Genomic DNA, 19,295 nt, shown 5'->3' on the forward strand with positions numbered 1-19,295 from the left:
CAGGTTCTGACTGATTTGCCGCGGCCAAGGAGGGCTCTTATCATCCCTGCCAATTCCTCCCGCAAGCCCCAGGAGAGTCCTGCCATGACCGAGCAAGAACGCCTCGAACTCGAAGCCGCCGCCTTCCGCAGTCTGGTGCAACACCTTCGCAGCCGCCCCGATGTGCAGAACATCGACCTGATGAACCTCGCCGGTTTCTGCCGCAACTGCCTGTCCAAGTGGTACAAGGCCGCGGCCGATGACCTGGGCCTGGACGTCACCCCGGACCAGGCGCGCGAAGAAATCTACGGCATGCCCTACGCCGACTGGAAAGCCAAACACCAGCAAGAAGCCAGCGCCGAGCAACAAGCGGCCTTCAACAAAGCGAACAAAGAATGAGCAATCTGAACGACTTCCGCGCCCGCCTGCACAGCGACCAGCACGTCTTCGCCGATACCCTGGCGTTCATCGCCGAGGGCTACGACTACCAGCAGAGCGCCTTCGCCAACGGCGCTGTGGAAAACACTGCCGGCCAGAACGAAGGCTCCTGCAAGACCCTGGGCCTGGCCCTGCTGGAAGGCTTCAGCCTGGAAGAGACCCTGCTGGCCTTCGGCGAGCACTACCGGTCGGTGCTGGCCACCCCGGAAGGCAGCGACCACGGCAATATCCGCGCCCTGATGAACACCGGCCTCGCGGGCGTGCGCTTCGAACGCCAACCGCTGCAACGCAAGGCCTGATCCCCCGCCGCCCTGTCCGGGGCGGCATTTCCTTAGGCTCCGGCTTCCGTTTTCTATCAGCAATGGCTGACAGAAATTTTCTACCAAACGCGTAGGATTCTCATCAGACAGCTGTGGAGATAACGGCATTCGTCCCCACAGGAAAAGCCCCACTCTCTGCCGGAGCGCACGGATGCAGCAGACCCTCGTGTGGAAGCCACTGACAACGCCCGGTGTCGAAAGCCTGCACCTGTCGATGGATGAACAAGGTATCCATGCCAGCAGCCACCTGATCCAGAATCGGCATGGCCAGAGCATCGCGGTCACCTATGTGCTGGACAGCGACCCGCGCTGGCGCTTTCGCCATCTCTGGCTGAAAGTCGAAAACCATGGCCAGCGCAGCCTGCGCCTGGATCGCGACATCCGCGGACGCTGGCTGCTCAACGGCCAGCACCGCCGCGATCTCGACCCGTGCCAGTTGGTGATGCTTTCCGGCACCCCCTTCACTCACACCCCGGCACTGCAACGCTGCGGCCTGGCAACCGGCCAGAGCGAACAGTTGCAGGTCGCCTACATTGACCTGCCAAGCCTGCGGGTCGAAGCGCGCCAGCTGCGCTACTACTGCTTGCGCCAGCAGGCCCAGCAGAGCCTGTATCGCTGCGAGGCGGAAGGTCGCAAGGCGGTCGAGCTGACGGTGGACGGCCAATCCCTGCTGCTGGAGGCCCCGGGCCTGTACCAGCGCATGAGCGCGCGGACCCTGTCGTTGAGTTCCTGGGTCTGATGCAAGCCTGCGGCAGGTTGGGCCGGGGTACGAAGCCCAACACATCGTCGAGGACGTACGTGAACGGCCGTCGGAGTAGTCTGCCACCTTGTAGCCCGGATGAAATCCGGGAGCAGTGGTTAGACTTTCCCCGGATTTCATCCGGGCTACCAAGCTGCAAAGCGCTCCAGTCCTGTGGGGGAATTCATTCGCAGCCCCAAATGGAAAGCCCCCGCATTTGCGGGGGCTCTCTATGTGGGCAGGTCTTACTGCGCGTCGAGGTAACGCTCGACATCCAGGGCGGCCATGCAACCGGCGCCGGCCGAGGTGATGGCCTGGCGATAGACGTGGTCGGCCACATCGCCGGCCGCGAACACGCCGGGGATGCTGGTGGCGGTGGCATTGCCATCGCGGCCACCGTTGACCACCAGGTAGCCGTCCTTGAGGGCCAGTTGGCCTTCGAACAGCGAGGTGTTCGGCGTATGGCCGATGGCGACGAACAGGCCGTCGACCTTCAGCTCGTCGGTGCTGCCGTTGTTGCGCTTCAGGCGCACACCGGTGACGCCCATGTCATCGCCCAGCACCTCATCCACCGCGGCATTCAGCTTGAGTTCGATCTTGCCTTCGGCAACCCGCGCCATGAGCTTGTCCTGAAGGATCTTCTCGGCGCGGAAGGTTTCGCGACGATGTACCAGGGTCACCTTGCTGGCGATGTTGGCCAGGTACAGCGCCTCTTCCACCGCCGTGTTGCCGCCGCCCACCACCGCAACTTCGCGGTTGCGGTAGAAGAAGCCGTCACAGGTGGCGCAGGCGGATACGCCCTTGCCCATGAACGCTTCCTCGGACGGAAGCCCCAGGTAACGCGCGCTGGCGCCCGTGGCGATGATCAGTGCGTCGCAGGTGTAGGTAGCGCTGTCGCCAACCAGGGTGAACGGTTTGCCAGCCAGGTCGACGGCGTTGATGTGGTCGAAGACGATCTCGGTCTCGAAACGCTCGGCGTGTTCCTGCATGCGCTGCATCAGCGCCGGGCCGGTCAGGCCGTGAGGGTCGCCGGGCCAGTTGTCGACTTCAGTGGTGGTGGTCAACTGTCCGCCGGCCTGCATGCCGGTGATCAGCAGCGGCTTGAGGTTGGCACGGGCGGCGTAGACGGCGGCGCTGTAACCTGCCGGGCCGGAACCGAGGATGATGACCCGCGAATGACGTGCAACGGACATGGCTGACTCCTGCCCTCAGGGCAATAAAAAGGAGCCACTGCGGCACTTGGGGAAGGCTTTGGGTGCAGTGGCCCCGTTGAACCGGGTCTGGCCGTTACCGATTGGCCAGCAATGGGCGCAAGGTTACCGAGGGGTCCTCGATAGCGGAAATACCCGCTCTCAATCCCACCCATAGGCGGCACCTATTGGCGTAATGGCCATCAAATTTGTTCCGAGCCTTTTCCAGGCTTTCCACGCCGCCGGCAAAGCCGTTAAGGTCGGCGCGTTTGCAACCTTGGGGGACCACCATGCCTGCACCCACACTATCCGGGCCGCAATACCTCGGCGAAGGACTGAAGCTGATCCTCAGCCCCGGACTGCGCCTGTTCGTCCTGCTGCCGCTGACCGTCAACCTGCTGCTGTTCGCCGCCCTGATCGGCTTCGCGATGCAGGAATTCAGCGGCTGGGTCGACGCTTTCATGCCCACGCTTCCCGACTGGCTGAGCGTCCTCCAGTACCTGCTCTGGCCACTGTTCGTGCTGCTGGTGGTGGTGCTGGTGTTCTTCACCTTCACCATGCTGGCCAACATCATCGCCGCGCCCTTCAACGGTTTCCTCGCCGAGAAGGTGGAAGTGGTGGTGCGCGGCCAGGACGATTTCCCGGCCTTCAGCTGGGCCGAGCTGATGGCCATGATCCCGCGTACCGTGGGCCGCGAGCTGCGCAAGCTGGCCTACTTCCTGCCGCGCGCCGGCGCCCTGCTGATCCTCTCCTTCATCCCCGGCGTCAACCTGCTGGCCACGCCGCTGTGGATCATCTTCGGCATCTGGATGATGGCAGTGCAGTACATCGACTACCCGGCGGACAACCACAAGCTGGGCTGGAACGAGATGCTCGCCTGGCTGCGGGAGAAACGCTGGCAGAGCCTGGGTTTTGGCGGCATCACCTACCTGGCGCTGCTGATTCCCTTCGTGAACATCGTGATGATGCCCGCCGCCGTCGCCGGCGCGACGCTGTTCTGGGTGCGCGAGCAAGGCGATCTGGCCCTGCAGAAGCAATCCGGCCAGGTGGTGCGCTAGCGCGCCCTTTCGGATAAGCCACCGGGCCACCGTCACACAGGCGTCACCTGGCTGTCACGCGGGCTACACGGCCCGTGTCGACACTGGCGTCATGACCATAGCGCCTCTGTACATCTCGCTGATCAGCGAAACCTTCCTGCCCGAAGTCAACGGCGTGGCCAACACCCTTGGCCGCCTCTGCGACGGCCTGCGCGCCGCCGGTCACCGGCTGCAACTGGTGCGCCCGCGCCAGGCCTGCGACCAGGGCCGCCGGAGCGACGATGACCTGCTGCTGATCCGCGGGTGGCCGCTGCCGGGTTACCCCGGCCTGCAATGGGGTCAGTCCTGCCTGCACAAGCTGTTGCGCCGCTGGCGCCAGCGCAAGCCGGATGTGCTCTACATCGCAACCGAAGGCCCACTCGGCTTATCCGCCCTGCGCGCTGCACGGCGCCTGGGGATTCCCGTGGTGAGTGGCTTTCACACCAATTTCCAGCAGTACACCGGGCATTACGGCGTAGGTCTGCTCACCCGGCTGCTGACCAACTACCTGCGCTGGTTCCACAACGCCACGCGGCTGACCCTGGTGCCCAGCGTCAGCCAGTTGCAGGACCTCACCCGACGCGGCTTCGAGCGCCTGCAACTGCTGTCCCGTGGCGTCGATGGCCAGTTGTTCAATCCAGCCCGGCGCTGCCCCGAGCTGCGCGCGCAGTGGGGCCTGGGCGAGCAGGACATCGCGGTGTTCCATGTTGGCCGGCTGGCGCCGGAGAAAAACCTCGTTCTGCTCGGCAAAACCTTCCAGCACCTTCAGGAACGTTTTCCACAGTTTCACCTGAAGCTGATCGTGGTGGGTGACGGACCGCAACGCGCCCAGCTCCAGCGCACCCTGCCAGACGCCATTTTCTGCGGTGTGCAACGCGGCGAAGAACTGGCCCGGCATTACGCCTCGGGCGACCTGTTCCTGTTCCCCAGCCTTTCGGAAACCTTTGGCAACGTCGTGCTCGAAGCCCTGGCGTCGGGCCTGGCGGTGGTGGCCTTCGACCAGGCTGCCGCCGCCCAGCATATCCGTCACGGCCACAACGGGTCCCTGGCGCTACCCGATGAACCGGGAAGCTTCGTCGAGGCCGCCACCTGGCTGCTGGAAGACCCGGAACGCCTGCGCCGCGTGCGTCTGAACGCACGCATGCACGCCGGCCGCCAAGGCTGGGAAACAATCGTCCAGCAGTTCGAGCAATACCTGCTGCACGCCCGCCGGCCGGAGCCAGAAGTCCCCCTGGGCCGAACGCTGCCACCGACCTAGGCGAACGCCGCTGGCGTCGCCGCGTAAGCCAGGTGACCCCAACGACAACGCACGGTCCGTAGAAGGTTGGTGCGGGCCACGCTGGTTCGAGCGCAGCGAGGCCCAACGATGGAGTGTTGGGCTTCGTACCTCAGCCCAACCTACATGAGGCCCGAGCCGGATAAAGCAGAGGCCCCGCATCCGTGGGGCTCCTTCATCGACTTACACCAGACTCGCCAGCGCATCCCGGCTGAAGGGCAGGATGTCCTGCATGCGGCCTTCACGCACTTTCACTGCCCAGTCCGGGTCCACCAGCAGGGCGCGGCCCACGGCGACCAGATCGAACTCTTCCTTGTTCAGGCGTTCCAGCAAGCCTTCGATATTCGCCGGCTGGGCGACCTTATCGGTTTTGACCATGAACTGCAGGAACTCGCCATCCAGGCCGACGCTGCCGACGGTGATGGTGGGCTTGCCGGTGAGCTGGCGGGTCCAGCCGGCCAGGTTGAGGTCGGAGCCGTCGAACTCCGGCTCCCAGAAGCGGCGGGTGGAGCAGTGGAAGATATCCACACCGGCCTCGGACAGCGGCTTGAGGAAGTCACCCAGGGCTTCGGCAGTCTGCACGAGGCGGGCGGTGTAGTCCTGCTGCTTCCACTGGGAGAAGCGGAAGACCACCGGGTAATCCGGGCCCACGGCAGCGCGGATAGCCTGGACGACCTCGATGGCGAAGCGCGAACGGTTGGCCAGGCTGCCACCGTATTCGTCGGTGCGCTGGTTGGTGCCTTCCCAGAAGAACTGGTCGATCAGGTAACCGTGGGCGCCGTGGATTTCCACGCCGTCCATGCCGATGGCCTTGGCATCACGAGCGGCCTGCGCGTAGGCGGCGACCACGTCCTGGATATCTTGTTTGGTCATGCCATGGACCACCGCCTGGCCGTCCTTCAGCTTTTCCATCGGGCCGTAGCCCGGAACGCTGGCATCCGGCTCGGTGCCCAGGCGACGCACATTGCCCACGTGCCAGAGCTGCGGCACGATGCGACCGCCTTCGGCATGCACCGCGTCTACCACCGCCTTCCAGCCAGCCAGGGCGTCCTCACCGAAGAAGCGCGGCACATGGGGATAGCCGTTGGCGGCCTGGTGGCCGATGGTGGTGCCCTCGGTGATGATCAGGCCGACACCGGCGGCGGCGCGACGGCGGTAGTACTCCACCACCTTGGCGTTGGGCACGCCGCCCGGGGAGAAGGAGCGGGTCATGGGCGCCATCACCACGCGGGTGGGCAGTTCCAGGCCGCCAAGGCGGAAGGGTGCGAAAAGGGCTTGTACGGGAGCGGTCATGGGTTCTCCTGTGGCCGGCCATATGACCGGTCGTCTCGGTTTCAAGGCATTGAAAAATCATGCCCGAAGCAGCAGCTCCAGGCGGTCGACGAAAGCGTTCATGGGGGCCGTGCCGCCGCCCACCTTCAAGCGCGTAAGCACGCCTTGCCAGGCATTGGTGATAAAGGCGGCGAGGTTGGCGCAATCTTCATCGGCGCGCAGCTCACCGGCGGCCACGGCGTCTTCCAGGCAGGCCTGGAGGATGTCCACCGAGCCCTGCAGGATGCTCTCCACCTGCTCGCCGATGGCGGGCGACAACTCGGCCATCTCGAAACCGAGGCTGCCGATGAAGCAGTGGTATTCGGGCTTTTCGCGGCTGGAAAAATGCGCCAGCAGCTCGCGGTAGTAACCGAGGATGCGCTGGCACGGGCTCAGCGCCGGGTTGCCCAGGGCCTGGGCATAACGCTCCAGGCGCGGCAGGTAGAGGTGTTCCAGGGCCTGCAGGGCAAAGTCTTCCTTGCTGGCGAAGTAGTGATAGAAGGAGCCCTTGGGAATGCCCGCGGCCTGGACTATCTCCTGAACGCCGGTGCCGTGGTAGCCACGGCGGGTCATCACCTGGGAGCCCTTGGCGAGGATGAGGTCGCGTTTGTCGAGTCGGATGCTGGTCATGGCGGCGAGCATATGACCGGTCGTCTCGCCTCGCCCAGCACTATTGATCGGCGTGATTGGGAGCCACAGGCCCGGATGGAATCGGAGGGTGCGAGCACGGGGCGGCTCCTTCCGCCCCGGTCGTCATGAGTGAGGGTGAATCAGGCCAGGGCCTTCTCGACGGACTGGATCAGCGCGGGATCGTCCGGCGCGGTGCGCGGCGAGAAGCGCGCGAGTACGCGGCCGTCCTTGCCGACTAGGAATTTCTCGAAGTTCCAGGTGATGTCACCGGGGAACTCGGCACCCTCGCCCGCCAGCAGGCGGTACAGCGGATGGCGCGCCGAGCCGTTGACCTCGATCTTGCTGCCCAGGGGAAAGGTCACGCCGTAGTTCAGGCTGCAGAATTCGCGGATCTCTTCCTCGCTGCCCGGCTCTTGGGCAGCGAACTGGTTGCAGGGCAATCCGAGCACGGTGAACCCCTTGTCGCGGTATTGCTGGTAAAGCTTTTCCAGACCGGCATACTGCGGGGTCAGGCCGCATTTGGAAGCGACATTCACCACCAGCACCACCTGGCCCTTGTACGGCGCCAACGGCAGGTCCTGACCGTCGAGCGCACGCAAATTGAGGTCGTGAAAGGCACTCATGACTGACTCCTCGAGAATCACAGGGATTTCACAGCAGACAAAAAAGGCGCCCCGGGGCGCCTTTTCGGTTTTCTCAGCTTAGCAGCCGATTCGCGAGTTGCCGGTTCGGCAGTCGCAGACAGCCGGTCAGTGGTGGTGACCGCCTTCGCCGTGGATGTGGCCGTGAGCGATCTCTTCGGCGTTGGCCTCACGCACGTTGACCACCTTGACCTTGAAGTTCAGGCGCTGGCCGGCCAGTGGGTGGTTGCCGTCGACGGTGACGTCGTCGCCATCGACGTCGCGGATGGTCACGATCTGCATGCTGCCGTCCGGGCCGGAGGCATGGAACTGCATGCCGACTTCCAGCTTGTCGACGCCTTCGAACATGGCGCGGTCCAGGGTGGCGACCAGTTCGGCGCTGTACTCGCCATAGGCATCTTCCGGCTCGACGGCAACGTTCAGCTCGTCACCCGCCTGCTTGCCTTCCAGGGCGCGTTCCAGGCCAGCGATGATGTTGCCTGCGCCGTGCAGGTACACGAGCGGGGCGCCGCCAGCGGAACTGTCGATCACCTCACCGGCGTCGTTGGTAAGGGTATAGTCGATGGACACGGCCTTGTTGGCGGCGATCAGCATGGTGCGAGACCTTCTGCGAATGAATGATGAAAGCGCAAGTTTAACCGCGCCGCCGGTCGATTGCGACCCGAGCGCTGACGGGCGGCCCCGTCTGGTCGGCTATAGGCAAGACGAAGACGGTCACTGGGTGGCGGTCCTTTCCTGCGGCCATACTCAACACCTACGGCACCAGCCGCCGTGGCAGTCGCGCGCTTGGGTGCTCGACCCCCTCCAGCGCGCAGCCCAGTTGGGCCGCTTGTTCCCCTGCGGCTGGTGCGCCCAGGGCGTAGCGCCCGAACCCTCTGAGGAAACCTGATGCCCGCACGCAACATCCTGGTGATCCACGCGCGCAAGACGTCGCTGCGCTTCGTCCTGGTCAACGAGGCCCACAGCCAGTTCATCCTCCATGGCATGGCTGAAGGGCTCGGCAGCCGCGACGCCGAACTGCGTTGGCAGCGCGGTGGCGAAAAGGACAGCCTGATGATCCCCAATGCGGACCACCGCGCCGCCCTGTCGCAACTGATGCCCATTGTCCAGGGCGCAGCCGGCGGCAAGCTGCACGGCGTCGGGCACCACGTGCTGCACGGTGGCGAGCTGTTCAACACTGCCTGCCGTCTGGACGCCCAGGTGATCCGCCGCCTGCACGCCCTCGTTCCGCTGGCGCCGCAGCAGATGCCGGCGAGCCTGGTGGGCATCGAGGCCGCCATGCACCTGCTGCCGAACCTCATCCACGTGGCGGTGTTCGACACCGCCTTCCACCAGAACATGCCCGAGCACGTCTACCGCCTTGCCCTGCCGGATGCCGTCTACCGCGACCATGGCCTGCGCCGCTATGCCTTCCATGGCAACAGCCATCGCTACGTCAGCCGACGCGCGGCCGAGCTGGCGGGCCTGTCCCTCGGTGACAGTTGCTGGCTCAGCGCCCACCTGGGCGAGCACAGTTCCGCCTGTGCCATCGTCAACGGCCAGAGCCGCGACGCCAGCATGAACCTGGTGATGGCAACGCGCAGCGGCGACATCGACCCGCACCTCTACACCCAGCTGCACCGCAGCCTGGGCTGGAGCCTGGAGAAAATCGACCAGGTACTGCGCCAGGAAAGCGGCCTGCTCGGCCTCTCGGCGCTGGCCAGTGACCTGCGCAGCCTGGAGACCGCCCGTGACCAGGGTCATGCCGGCGCCACCCTGGCCATCGAGGTGTTCTGCTACCGCCTGGCCAAGACCCTGGCCGCCGTTGGCTGCGCACTGCCGCAGTTGGACGGGCTGATCTTCACCGGCGAGATAGGCGAGAATTCGCCCCTCGTGCGCAGCCGCACGGTGGATCACCTGAAGCTGCTCAACCTGGCCATCGACCGCGAGGCCAACGCCCGCTGCGTGCGCGGCGTCGCCGGCCCCATCCACAGGCGCGGCCACCCGCGCGTGCTGGTGGTGCCCACCAACGAAGAACGCCAGATCGCCCTCGACACCCTGGCCCTGCTCGCCTGAATCGCCTTTGCCAAGGAGCCCCATGCACTGTTTCTTCATCGCCCCGACCGGCTTCGGCGTCGGCCTTACCTCCACCAGCCTCGGCCTGGTGCGCGCCCTTGAACTGGCGGGCCTGCAAGTCGGCTTCCTCAAGCCCGTGGCCCAGCCCCATCCCGGTGACCTCGGCCCGGAACGCTCCACCGAACTGGTGGCCCGTACCCATGGCCTGACGCCACCCGTTCCACTGGCACAGTCCCAGGTGGAACGGATGCTCGCCGACGGCCAGCTGGACGAGCTGCTGGAGGAGATCACCGGCCTCTTCCAGCACGCGGCCCAGGGCAAGGACGTGGTCATAGTCGAAGGCATGGTGCCGACCCGCCACGCCAGCTATGCAGCCCGCATCAACTTCCACCTGGCCAAGAGCCTGGATGCCGACGTGATCCTGGTGTCGGCGCCGGAAGACGAGAGCCTGTCCGAACTGTCCGACCGCCTGGAGATCCAGGCCCAGCAGTTCGGCGGGCCGCGCGATCCGAAGGTGCTCGGGGTGATCCTCAACAAGGTCCGTGAGCAGGACTTCGTTCGTCGTCTCAAGGACCAGTCGCCCCTGCTGCGTGGCAACGATTTCCGCCTGCTTGGCAGCGTGCCCTGGCTGGACGAGCTGAATGCGCCGCGCACCCGCGACGTCGCCGACCTGCTGCAAGCCCAGGTGATCAACGCTGGCGACTTCGACCAGCGCCGGGTGCAGAAGATCGTGGTCTGCGCGCGCACCGTGCCCAATACCGTGCAACAGCTCAAACCGGGCGTGCTGGTAGTGACGCCGGGCGATCGCGACGACATCATCCTCGCCGCCAGCCTGGCCTCCATGAACGGCGTGCCCCTGGCCGGCCTGCTGCTGTCCAGTGACATTCAGCCCGATCCGCGCACCCTGGAGCTCTGCCGTGGCGCCCTGCAAGGTGGCCTGCCGGTGCTGGGCGTCGCCACCGGGACCTACGACACGGCCACCAACCTCAACCGCATGAACAAGGAAATCCCGGTGGACGACCGCGAGCGCGCGGAGAAGGTCACCGAGTTCGTCGCCCGCAACCTCGATCTCGACTGGCTGCGCGCCCGTTGCGGCGCCCCCAGCGCCAACCAGCGCCTGTCGCCGCCCGCCTTCCGCCATCGGCTGATCCAGCAGGCGCAACTGGCCGGCAAGCGCATCGTCCTGCCCGAAGGCGCCGAGCCCCGCACGGTGCAGGCCGCCGCCGCCTGCCAGGCACGGGGTATTGCCCATTGCGTGCTGCTGGCCAAACCCGAAGACGTGCATGCGGTGGCTCGCGCCCAGGGCATCGAACTGCCCGAGGGTCTGGAAATCCTCGACCCGGACCGGGTGCGCGAACGTTATGTGCAGCCCATGGTGGAGCTGCGCCAGAACAAGAGCCTGAACGCCCCCATGGCCGCCGCGCAGCTGGAAGACAACGTCCTGCTCGGCACCATGATGCTGGCGCTCGACGAAGTCGACGGCCTGGTGTCCGGTGCCATCCACCCCACCGCCAACACCATTCGCCCGGCGCTACAGCTGATCAAATCAGCCCCTGGATACCGCATTGCGTCCTCGGTCTATCTGATGCTGATGCCTGAGCAGGTCGTGGTGTACGGCGACTGCGCGGTCAACCCCGAACCGGACGCCAGCGACCTGGCGGAAATCGCCCTGCAGAGTGCCGACTCCGCCGAAGCCCTGGGCATAGTGCCGCGTGTGGCGCTGATCAGTGATTCGAGCGATGAAGCGGAGCTGGCCAAGGTCCGCGAAGCCATTCGCCAGGCCCATGGCGTACGCCCCGACCTGCCCATCGAAGGCCCCCTGCCCTACGCCAGCGCAAAAGACGGCCGCACCACGGTCTTCGTGTTCCCCGACCTCGCCAGCGGGGATGCCGCCTACAAGGCCGTGCAGCAAAGCAGCCACGTGACCAGCGCCGGCCTCGTGCTGCAAGGTTTGCGCAAACCGGTGAACGACCTGCCACGCAACACCGTGGTCGACGACATCATCCACACCATCGCCCTGACGGCGATCCAGGCGGCGTGCGGGGCGGAAGGCTGAGGCTCCCTGCCGGCCGATGTGGGAGCGAATTCATTCGCGAAATGGCCGATCGCGAATGAATTCGCTCCCACAAGAGCAGACGCCAGCAGGCGCGCCCCTCGACCGTCCGGTCACCCTTCGCGCTTGCAGTCCAGTGAACAACCGTTAACCTTTGCCATCATTCTGCCCGCCGCCAGGGAATGCAGCGGGCCCAATCCATTTCAAGGTGGCCTTGACCACCCCACGGCGAGGCGCCATCCCCTTCATGCTCAGCTTTATCCCCTCTCCCCTGCTCGGTGCCCTGGCGGCGTTGTTGCTGACACTCAACACCCTGTTCTGGTGCATTCCGCTGTTCGCCGTCACCCTGCTTAAACTGCTGCTGCCCTTCCGTGCCGCCAAACACGCGCTGAACTGGGCCGCCAGCTTCGTCGCCGAGGGCTGGATCAGCTGCAACAAACTGTGGATGCGCCTGGTGCGTGACACCCGCTGGAACGTCGACGGCCTGGCCGGCCTGGATTACCAGCACAGCTACCTGGTCACCAGCAACCATCAGAGCTGGGTGGACATTCTGGTCCTGCAGCATCTGTTCAATCGCCGCATCCGCCTGCTGCGCTTCTTCCTCAAGCAGGAGCTGATCTGGGTCCCGGTGATCGGCCTGTGCTGGTGGGCGCTGGATTTCCCCTTCATGAAGCGCTACTCCAAGGCCTACCTGGCCAAGCATCCCGAGAAGAAGGGCAAGGACCTGGAAACCACCCGCCGCACCTGCGACAAGTTCCGCGACAATCCGGTCGGCATCTTCAACTTCCTCGAAGGCACCCGTTTCACCCGCGCCAAGCACGACGAACAGGGCTCGCCCTTCCAGTACCTGCTCAAACCCAGGGCCGGCGGCATCGCCTTCGTGCTGGACGCCATGGGCGAGCAATTGCACTCGCTGGTCAACGTCACCATCCACTACCCGGATGGCAACCCAAGCTTCTGGACCCTGCTGGCCGGCCGGCTGCGCCAGGTGGTGGTGCGTATCGAAAAGCTGGACATTCCCCAGGAGTTCATCGGCAAGAACTACGACCAGGACGAGCAGTACCGCCTGGCGTTCCAGCAATGGGTGAATCACCTGTGGGAAGTCAAGGACGCCCAGCTCGCCCGGCTGCACCAGCAATTCCCGGCGGCCTGAGCCGGATACGAAAAACCCGCCGAACGGCGGGTTTTTGCTTTTTCCTAGGCCGTCTGTAGCACCTCATCCACCTGGAGCAATGGCGCCAGGTTGGTGTAATTGGGGATATCGGCGCTGATCTCGTCGCCGTTCAGTTCCAGCGTGCTACGCAGTTCCTCCATTGACAGTACCCATAGGTTGGCCATGCAGATAAACGGCGCCACGGCGCCATCCGCTGCGGCCAGGCCCCTGCGCACTTCGACCTTCACCAGGTTTTCGCCGATCAGGCGGGTCAGGAGCGGGATATGTTCCTCGCAGTAGTAGGTGAAATCGAACTTGGCGCCCGGCGCGTTGGGGTACGCCACAACAAAGCAGTACATGGAGCCTCCTTATCGCGATGTGCCGGGGGCCTGATCCCGAATGCCCCGACACATGAAGTGTAGGCCCGTGAATTCGGGTGTGCGTGATGGCCCGCACACCCTGATCTCTCTCCGCCTCAGGGGGACGGCGTGAGGCTGCCGGAGCCCTCGCGCAGCGTGTTCCAGTCCACCCCCCGTGGAAAGGCCTCGGCCTTGGCCACGGGCAGGCCCGGCGCCACCAGGAAGCCCTGCATGTAGGCACAGCCATGCTCCAGCAGCCAATCTCGCTGGGCCAGGGTTTCCACGCCCTCGGCGATCACCTCCAGGCCCAGGTGGCGGCTGAGGTCGATGATGGTGCTGACCACCGCGGCGTCGCGCCGCGACTCCAGCATGTTGGAGATGAACAGGCGGTCGATCTTCAGCGTGTCCAGTTCGAAATGCCGCAGATAGGCCAGGGACGAATAACCGGTGCCGAAGTCGTCGATGGCGATGCGTACGCCCAGCGCGCGCAGTTGCCGAAGCTGTTCGCGGGTCAATTCGAGGTCCTGCATCAACGCGCTTTCGGTGACTTCCACCTCCAGTTGCTCGGGCCGCAGACTGAATTCGCTCAGCACCCGCCGCAGGTCGTCCACCAGTTGCGGCATGCCGAACTGCACCGGGCTGACGTTCAAGCTGACCACCAGATCGTCACCAAACAGCGGCCTCCAGGCACAGCACTGGCTGGCGCCCTCGCGCAGGACCCAGTCGCCCAGGCGGTTGATCAGACGGGTTTCTTCCAGCAAAGGGATGAACACATTTGGCGCCACGGTACCGGCCACCCGGTGTTCCCAGCGCAACAGTGCCTCGAAGCCACGCAGACGACCGGTTTCCAGGTGAATCTGCGGCTGGTAGACCAGGTGGAAGTCGTTCTGCTCGATGGCATTGCGCAGGCTTTCCTCCAGCATCAACCGGGATCGGGCGCGGCCGTTCATCTCCGGCGAGTAGAAGCGGTATTGCTGGCGACCGGCTCGTTTGGCCTCGTACATGGCGATGTCTGCCGCACGCAGGAGGCCATCCACGCTCTGCCCGCACTCGGGGAAACAGGCGATGCCGACACTGGCGCCAAGGGTAACGTCGATGCCTTCGATGTGATGGCGCACCGAGACCAGTTCGATCAGTTTCTCCGCCACCCGCGCGGCGTCCTCGGGATGATCGAGGGTATCGAGCAGCGCGGTGAATTCGTCACCGCCCATGCGCGCGAGGATGTCGTAGGGCCGTAAGCAGTTCTTCAATTGCTCCGCCACCCGCCGCAATACGCGGTCGCCCGCCTCATGGCCGAGGGAGTCGTTGATCAGCTTGAAGCCATCCAGGTCCAGATAGAGCACTGCCATACGCTTGCCATTACGCTCGATACGCGCCAGGGAAGCCTCCAGCGCCTGGTGGAAACCACGGCGGTTGAGCAGCCCGGTCAAGGCGTCGGTGATGGCCTGGGACTCCAGTTGGGCATGCAGTTGGCGCACCGCTGACATGTCCAGGGCAATGACCACCATGGAGCGTTGCAACCGGGGTAGAGGCGAGGATGACAGCGCCACCGGCAGGCGCTCGCCGCCTAGGGTCTTGAGGCTGGCGTCGTGCAAGCGATAGGTCTCGTTCTGCCTCCAGTGGCGATAAAAGTCCGAGCTTTTCCACTCGCCACCCACCTCCGGGTAAGCGATCAGGTTCAGCAGCGGCTGGCCTTCCAGATTGCCCACCGAGCCCTGCAGCATCTGCGCCATGGCCGGGTTGGCGAAGTTGATGATGCCGTCTTCGCCAACCACCAGGATGCCTTCAGCTGCATTCTCCAGCACCGATGCGTTGAATGCCCGGGCGCTGTCGAGCTGCTGGCTCAGTTGCAGCAGATCGCGCCGGTTGCGCTCGTGGGCCAGCAGGGATTGCACCTTGTGGCGCAGCACCTGCGGGTCGAAGGGTTTGAGGATGAAATCCACTGCGCCAGAGGTGTAACCCCGCAGCACGGCGTCCTGGGTATGGGCGATGGCCGAGATGAAGATAATCGGCGTGTAACGGGTCAGGGGGCTGCTACGCATCAGTCGCGCCACTTCGAAGCCGTCCATGCGCGGCATCTGCACGTCCAGCAGCACCAGGCCCACCTCTTCCTCCAGCAGGCATTTCAGCGCGGCCTCGCCAGAGTCCACGGTGCGCACCTGCCACTCGCCGTCGTCCAGCAGGGCCTCCATGGCTGCAAGGTTTTCCGGACGGTCGTCCACCACCAGCAAGATGTTCGCCACAGGGTCTTCCTTACGCTGCAGGCGCGCCATGGCGACCTCCTGGTTGTTCCATCCAGCGGTAGAGCATGTCCAGCAGTTCCTGGCGACTGACCGGCTTAGCCAGGTAGTCGTCGGCGCCGGCGGTTATGCATTTCTCCCGGTCGCCCTTCATCGCATGGGCGGTCAGGGCAATGATCGGGATACCACAGCCATGCTCCTGCTTGAGCACGCGGGTGGCGGTGTAGCCGTCCATATTGGGCATGGCCATGTCCATCAGGATCAGGTCGAAGGGTTCGCGCTGGAAGCAGTTGATGGCTTCCAGGCCATCGCTCGCGGCGGTGACTTTCAGGCCCACTTCATCGAGCAACGCACTGAGCGCGTAGATGTTGCGCACATCGTCGTCCACCAGTAGCACACGGCAGCCCTCCAGCGGGTCCGCTGCCGGGCCGGCCCCCGGCTGGCGCACGGCGGCGAGGAAGCCCTGCACCGCTGAGCTGAGATTGTCGAGGTCTTCACCGGCCTTGCGCACCACGACCGCCGAGTAGCGGCGCAGCCGCTGCAGGTTCTGCTGGTTGACGTCGACTCCGGTATTGATGACGACCCGCGAGCCATCCAGCGGGCGCTCGCGGTCAAGGCTGTCGAGCAGCTCGAAACCGTCCTGGTCAGGCAGGTCGAGGTCAATCACCAGGGCGGAAAAGTCGTTCTCCGCATAGGCCTTGCGCGCGCCCTCTCCGCTGGCACTGGCCACCACGTTGAAGCCCAGTTGCTGCAAGTGCTCGCGGTAGTGCTCGCGCTCTACCTCCACATCCTCGACCAGCAGCAGCTTGCGTTCCTCGGGTGGCTGGCCGCCTTCAAGGTCCTGGAAGACCTGCTCCAGGTCTTCGCGGGCGATGGGCTTGACCAGGTAGCGCGTCTCGTCCTCGTTCCAGTCCTGCGGCTGCGGCACGCAGGAAAGGATATTCACCGGCGTATTGCGGTGGTTGGCGTGGCTGCGCAGCCTGCGGTAGATCTGCCAGCCGCTGATGTCAGGCAGCAGGATGTCGAGGATGACGGCCGCGAAACGCTCGCTCTGCAGCAGGGCAATGGCCTGTTTGCCGCTTCGACAGTGGACCGCGGAAAAGCCGTGTGCCTGAGCTTCCTCGGCGATCACCGAGGCGAAATTGATGTCATCTTCGACGATCAGCACGGACGGCCCCTGCCCGCTGCGCACCGGCTGCTGGGGCTCCTCGTCGTCCTTCGGCTGGCTGGCGGCCACCGCCACCGGCAACTGGACGATGAAGCGCGAGCCGCGCCCCGGCACGCTTTCCAGGCGGATGTCGCCATCCAGGGCCAGCACCAGCTGGCGAGTGATGGCCAGCCCTAGTCCGGTGCCGCCGAAGCGGCGGCTGGTGGAGCCGTCGATCTGCTGGAAGGCCTGGAAGATGCGGTCGTGCTGGTCTTCGGGAATGCCGATCCCCGTGTCGCGGACCGCGAAACGCAGGACTTCGCGCTCGTCGGTAACAGCCGCGGGGTCCAGCTCGACGGACAGCTCTACCTCGCCCTGTTCGGTGAACTTGAGGGCATTCGACAGCAGATTGCGCAGGATCTGGTGCAGGCGCACACGGTCGCTGTGTATAACCCGCGGTACGCCGGCCTGGACGTGGGTGGACAGGCGCAGCCCCTTGATCTCTGCCATGGGACGCAGGCTGGCATCCAGCTCGGCGAACATGTCCTGGACGTTGAGCGGCTCCAGCTTGAGCTGCATCCGCCCCGCTTCCACCTTGGCCAGGTCGAGCACGTCGTTGATCAATTGCAGCAGGTCGTTGCCGGCGCGGTGGACGATGTCGGCATGGCGGGTCTGCTTCTCGGTGAGGTTGCCAACCATGTTCTGACGCAGCTGATCGCTGAGGATCAGGATGCTGTTGAGCGGCGTGCGCAACTCGTGGGACATGTTGGCGAGGAATTCGGACTTGTAACGGTTGGCTAGCATCAGTTGCTCGGCCTGGTCGCGCAGGCGCTGCTCCGCGGCGCGGCGCTCGCTGATGTCGATGATCACCGCCTGCACCAGCACCTCACGGCCGACGCGGATCGGCGACAACCCCACTTCAAGGGGAATCATGCGGCCGTCCCGATGCTGGCCGAACAGTTCGCGGTTGCTGCCCATGCGCCGCTGCTCAGGCTTGCGCATGAAGCCCTCGCGCAGGTGTATATGGGCCTCACGCAAGGCTTCTGGCAGCAACATCTCCACGGGAGATTCGAGCATTTCCAGACGGCCATAGCCGAACAGCTGTTCGGTCTGTCGGTTGACCATCGAGATCCGCCCAAGGGAATCCACCAGGACAATGGCGTTGGGCGAAGCCTCCACCACCAGGCGGAAGCGCTCTTCAGCGCTCTTGCGCGCCTGCAGGTCCACCAGGTTGATCAGGTAACGCTGGTTCACGCCAAGGTTCAGGCTGCTCAGGGTCAGCGCTACCGGGATTCGCTCTCCCCCCTCCTGCTGCGCTTCGACCTCGGTCAACTGGGTGGGCGCCTGGTCAACTTCACTCGACTCCAGGGCCGCCATATTCGGCAGGTAGCGCTGCAAGCGCTGCCCCAGCAGAAATTCGGTGTTGCAGGCCAACAAGTCGCCGGCACTGGCATTGGCCATTTCGATCCGCCCTTGGGCATCACAGATAAGCGTAGCCACCGGCAGGTGCTGCAGCAGCAGGCGGAAGCGTTCCTCACGCTCGGCAAGCTCGATGGAGGAAGACAGACTGAGTTGCAATTGTCGCTCACGCTGGTAGAGGTAGCCGCCCACCAACAGCGAGAGCAGCCCTGCGGCCGCCAGGCCGGTCCAGAGGCTGAAGGCGATTCGGTTGTTGCCCAGCATGGTCTCGTACTTTGCGGTGCTGCCTACGCCCAGGGCCCATGTGCGGCCAAACAGCTGCAGTTCCTGGACCTGGTGGAAACGTGGCTGGCGGTCGCCACCGGCCTGCGCCAACAGGGGCATGCCTGGGCTGCCGAGGTCCTTCAGGTCGATGCTGTAGAGGCTGCTCTGGGTCCCCAGGATGCCGTCCATCAGGTCGTTCACGCGAAAGGCGCCACAGACCATGCCGACCAGTGCCGCGCGGCGCTCCTCGACGGTGCTGCTGGGCGCGTCCGGGCGGTACACCGGCATGTAGAGCAGCAGGCCGCTCTGCACTTGCTGATCGGTTTCCTGCCTGAGCTTGACCGGCCCGGTGAGGATGGCCTCGCCGGTCTCCCAGGCGAGATTGATAGCCTCCCGGCGCACCGCCTCGGTGAGCATGTCGAAGCCCAGGGTGCGGCGGTTGCGCCAGTCCATGGGGCTGCTGTACTGCACCACCAGATACTCGTCCCTAGGCTCCGAAGGGAATATGCGGAACTCGCGACGCCCCTGGTCCCAGATCTCACCGACGAAATCGCTGAGTTCCTTGTGCTTCAGGTAACGCGCCCAGGCCAGTGCCTGGATACCCGGATAGCGGTCCTGCAACTGCAATTGGTCAGTGGCCCGCGCCCACCCCTCGGCCGACACGGCGGCGCTGCCGACCATCAGGCCGGACATGCCCCGAAGGACCATCTCGTAGGCGCGCATCCGGATGCCGACGCGCTGGGCAATTTCCTCCGCCTCGTTCTTGAAGCGCTGCTCGTACTCGGTACGGTTGCGTGCTTCCAGAGCTAACCATTGCCAGAGCACCAGGCCCCCGAGAACCAGCATCAGGATCAGGGTTACCAGCAATGGCAGCAGGTACTTGGGGGATGGGGGGGATTGACGATCGTCCATGCAGTCTCCTGTCCTTTCCATGGCCGTCGCCGCGTCGCTGGGTGCGCGGGCAAACGGTTCAGGCCGGGCTCAGCGGAGCCCTGCAACGCAGTC

At 64.9% G+C, this 19,295-nt stretch carries 17 protein-coding genes; 9 read left to right on the top strand and 8 right to left on the bottom strand.

Annotated elements, in window-relative coordinates; translation table 11 throughout:
- Window positions 1–84: 84 nt before the first annotated feature.
- The 3 genes from THL1_RS23615 to THL1_RS23625 all read left to right on the top strand — a co-directional run bounded on the left by THL1_RS23615 (window position 85) and on the right by THL1_RS23625 (window position 1,476).
- Complete coding sequence (locus THL1_RS23615) at window positions 85–378, top strand: DUF1244 domain-containing protein (RefSeq protein ID WP_069085510.1); 294 nt, start codon at window positions 85–87, stop codon at window positions 376–378.
- Window positions 375–716 (top strand): HopJ type III effector protein, encoded by a 342-nt coding sequence (locus THL1_RS23620; protein WP_069085511.1) that lies wholly within the window; start codon window positions 375–377, stop codon window positions 714–716. The genes THL1_RS23615 and THL1_RS23620 overlap by 4 nt, the downstream gene beginning before the upstream one ends.
- A gap of 172 nt (window positions 717–888) precedes the next feature.
- On the top strand, window positions 889–1,476 hold the full coding sequence (locus tag THL1_RS23625; RefSeq protein ID WP_069085512.1) for a putative glycolipid-binding domain-containing protein: 588 nt from the start codon (window positions 889–891) through the stop codon (window positions 1,474–1,476).
- A 245-nt stretch (window positions 1,477–1,721) separates the two neighbouring features.
- Here the strand turns inward: THL1_RS23625 and trxB are convergent, their stop codons facing one another.
- Window positions 1,722–2,669 carry a thioredoxin-disulfide reductase gene (trxB, locus tag THL1_RS23630; protein WP_069085513.1) on the bottom strand — a complete coding sequence of 316 codons (948 nt, stop codon included), beginning with the start codon at window positions 2,667–2,669 and terminating at the stop codon, window positions 1,722–1,724.
- A gap of 287 nt (window positions 2,670–2,956) precedes the next feature.
- Between trxB and cysZ the strand changes: the two genes are divergently transcribed.
- Together cysZ and THL1_RS23640 are read left to right on the top strand one after the other, a co-directional pair.
- Complete coding sequence (gene cysZ, locus THL1_RS23635; protein WP_069085514.1) at window positions 2,957–3,724, top strand: sulfate transporter CysZ; 768 nt, start codon at window positions 2,957–2,959, stop codon at window positions 3,722–3,724.
- A gap of 91 nt (window positions 3,725–3,815) precedes the next feature.
- Window positions 3,816–5,000 carry a glycosyltransferase family 4 protein gene (locus tag THL1_RS23640; protein WP_069085515.1) on the top strand — a complete coding sequence of 395 codons (1,185 nt, stop codon included), beginning with the start codon at window positions 3,816–3,818 and terminating at the stop codon, window positions 4,998–5,000.
- A gap of 201 nt (window positions 5,001–5,201) precedes the next feature.
- Here the strand turns inward: THL1_RS23640 and THL1_RS23645 are convergent, their stop codons facing one another.
- The 4 genes from THL1_RS23645 to THL1_RS23660 form a co-directional block, all read right to left on the bottom strand.
- Complete coding sequence (locus tag THL1_RS23645) at window positions 5,202–6,311, bottom strand: NADH:flavin oxidoreductase (protein WP_069085516.1); 1,110 nt, start codon at window positions 6,309–6,311, stop codon at window positions 5,202–5,204.
- A 57-nt stretch (window positions 6,312–6,368) separates the two neighbouring features.
- Window positions 6,369–6,959, bottom strand: a complete 591-nt coding sequence (locus THL1_RS23650) for a TetR/AcrR family transcriptional regulator (RefSeq protein WP_145928376.1) — start codon at window positions 6,957–6,959, stop codon at window positions 6,369–6,371.
- Between the two features lie 140 nt (window positions 6,960–7,099).
- Window positions 7,100–7,582, bottom strand: coding sequence for a glutathione peroxidase (locus THL1_RS23655; RefSeq protein WP_069085518.1), 483 nt, complete (start codon window positions 7,580–7,582; stop codon window positions 7,100–7,102).
- 126 nt (window positions 7,583–7,708) lie between these two features.
- Complete coding sequence (locus THL1_RS23660; protein WP_069085519.1) at window positions 7,709–8,194, bottom strand: FKBP-type peptidyl-prolyl cis-trans isomerase; 486 nt, start codon at window positions 8,192–8,194, stop codon at window positions 7,709–7,711.
- Between THL1_RS23660 and THL1_RS29255 the strand changes: the two genes are divergently transcribed.
- From THL1_RS29255 to THL1_RS23675, 4 genes are all read left to right on the top strand, one after another.
- Window positions 8,163–8,489 (top strand): DUF3565 domain-containing protein, encoded by a 327-nt coding sequence (locus tag THL1_RS29255; RefSeq protein ID WP_083246079.1) that lies wholly within the window; start codon window positions 8,163–8,165, stop codon window positions 8,487–8,489. The genes THL1_RS23660 and THL1_RS29255 overlap by 32 nt on opposite strands.
- A complete protein-coding gene (locus THL1_RS23665) occupies window positions 8,489–9,655 on the top strand; it encodes an acetate/propionate family kinase (RefSeq protein WP_069085520.1) in 1,167 nt (388 codons plus the stop codon). The genes THL1_RS29255 and THL1_RS23665 overlap by 1 nt, the downstream gene beginning before the upstream one ends.
- A 22-nt stretch (window positions 9,656–9,677) precedes the next feature.
- Window positions 9,678–11,711, top strand: coding sequence for a phosphate acetyltransferase (pta, locus tag THL1_RS23670; protein WP_069085521.1), 2,034 nt, complete (start codon window positions 9,678–9,680; stop codon window positions 11,709–11,711).
- 244 nt (window positions 11,712–11,955) lie between these two features.
- A complete protein-coding gene (locus THL1_RS23675; protein WP_069085522.1) occupies window positions 11,956–12,861 on the top strand; it encodes an acyltransferase in 906 nt (301 codons plus the stop codon).
- A gap of 44 nt (window positions 12,862–12,905) precedes the next feature.
- Here the strand turns inward: THL1_RS23675 and THL1_RS23680 are convergent, their stop codons facing one another.
- The 3 genes from THL1_RS23680 to THL1_RS23690 form a co-directional block, all read right to left on the bottom strand.
- Complete coding sequence (locus tag THL1_RS23680) at window positions 12,906–13,220, bottom strand: EthD family reductase (protein ID WP_069085523.1); 315 nt, start codon at window positions 13,218–13,220, stop codon at window positions 12,906–12,908.
- 116 nt (window positions 13,221–13,336) lie between these two features.
- Window positions 13,337–15,493 carry a putative bifunctional diguanylate cyclase/phosphodiesterase gene (locus THL1_RS23685; RefSeq protein ID WP_069085524.1) on the bottom strand — a complete coding sequence of 719 codons (2,157 nt, stop codon included), beginning with the start codon at window positions 15,491–15,493 and terminating at the stop codon, window positions 13,337–13,339.
- Entirely contained in the window at window positions 15,474–19,202 is a 3,729-nt protein-coding gene (locus THL1_RS23690) for a response regulator (protein WP_069085525.1), read from the bottom strand. Before THL1_RS23690 ends, THL1_RS23685 begins: the two co-directional genes overlap by 20 nt.
- Between the last annotated feature and the right edge of the window lie 93 nt (window positions 19,203–19,295).

The organism is Pseudomonas sp. TCU-HL1 (genome assembly GCF_001708505.1).
GTDB lineage: Bacteria > Pseudomonadota > Gammaproteobacteria > Pseudomonadales > Pseudomonadaceae > Metapseudomonas.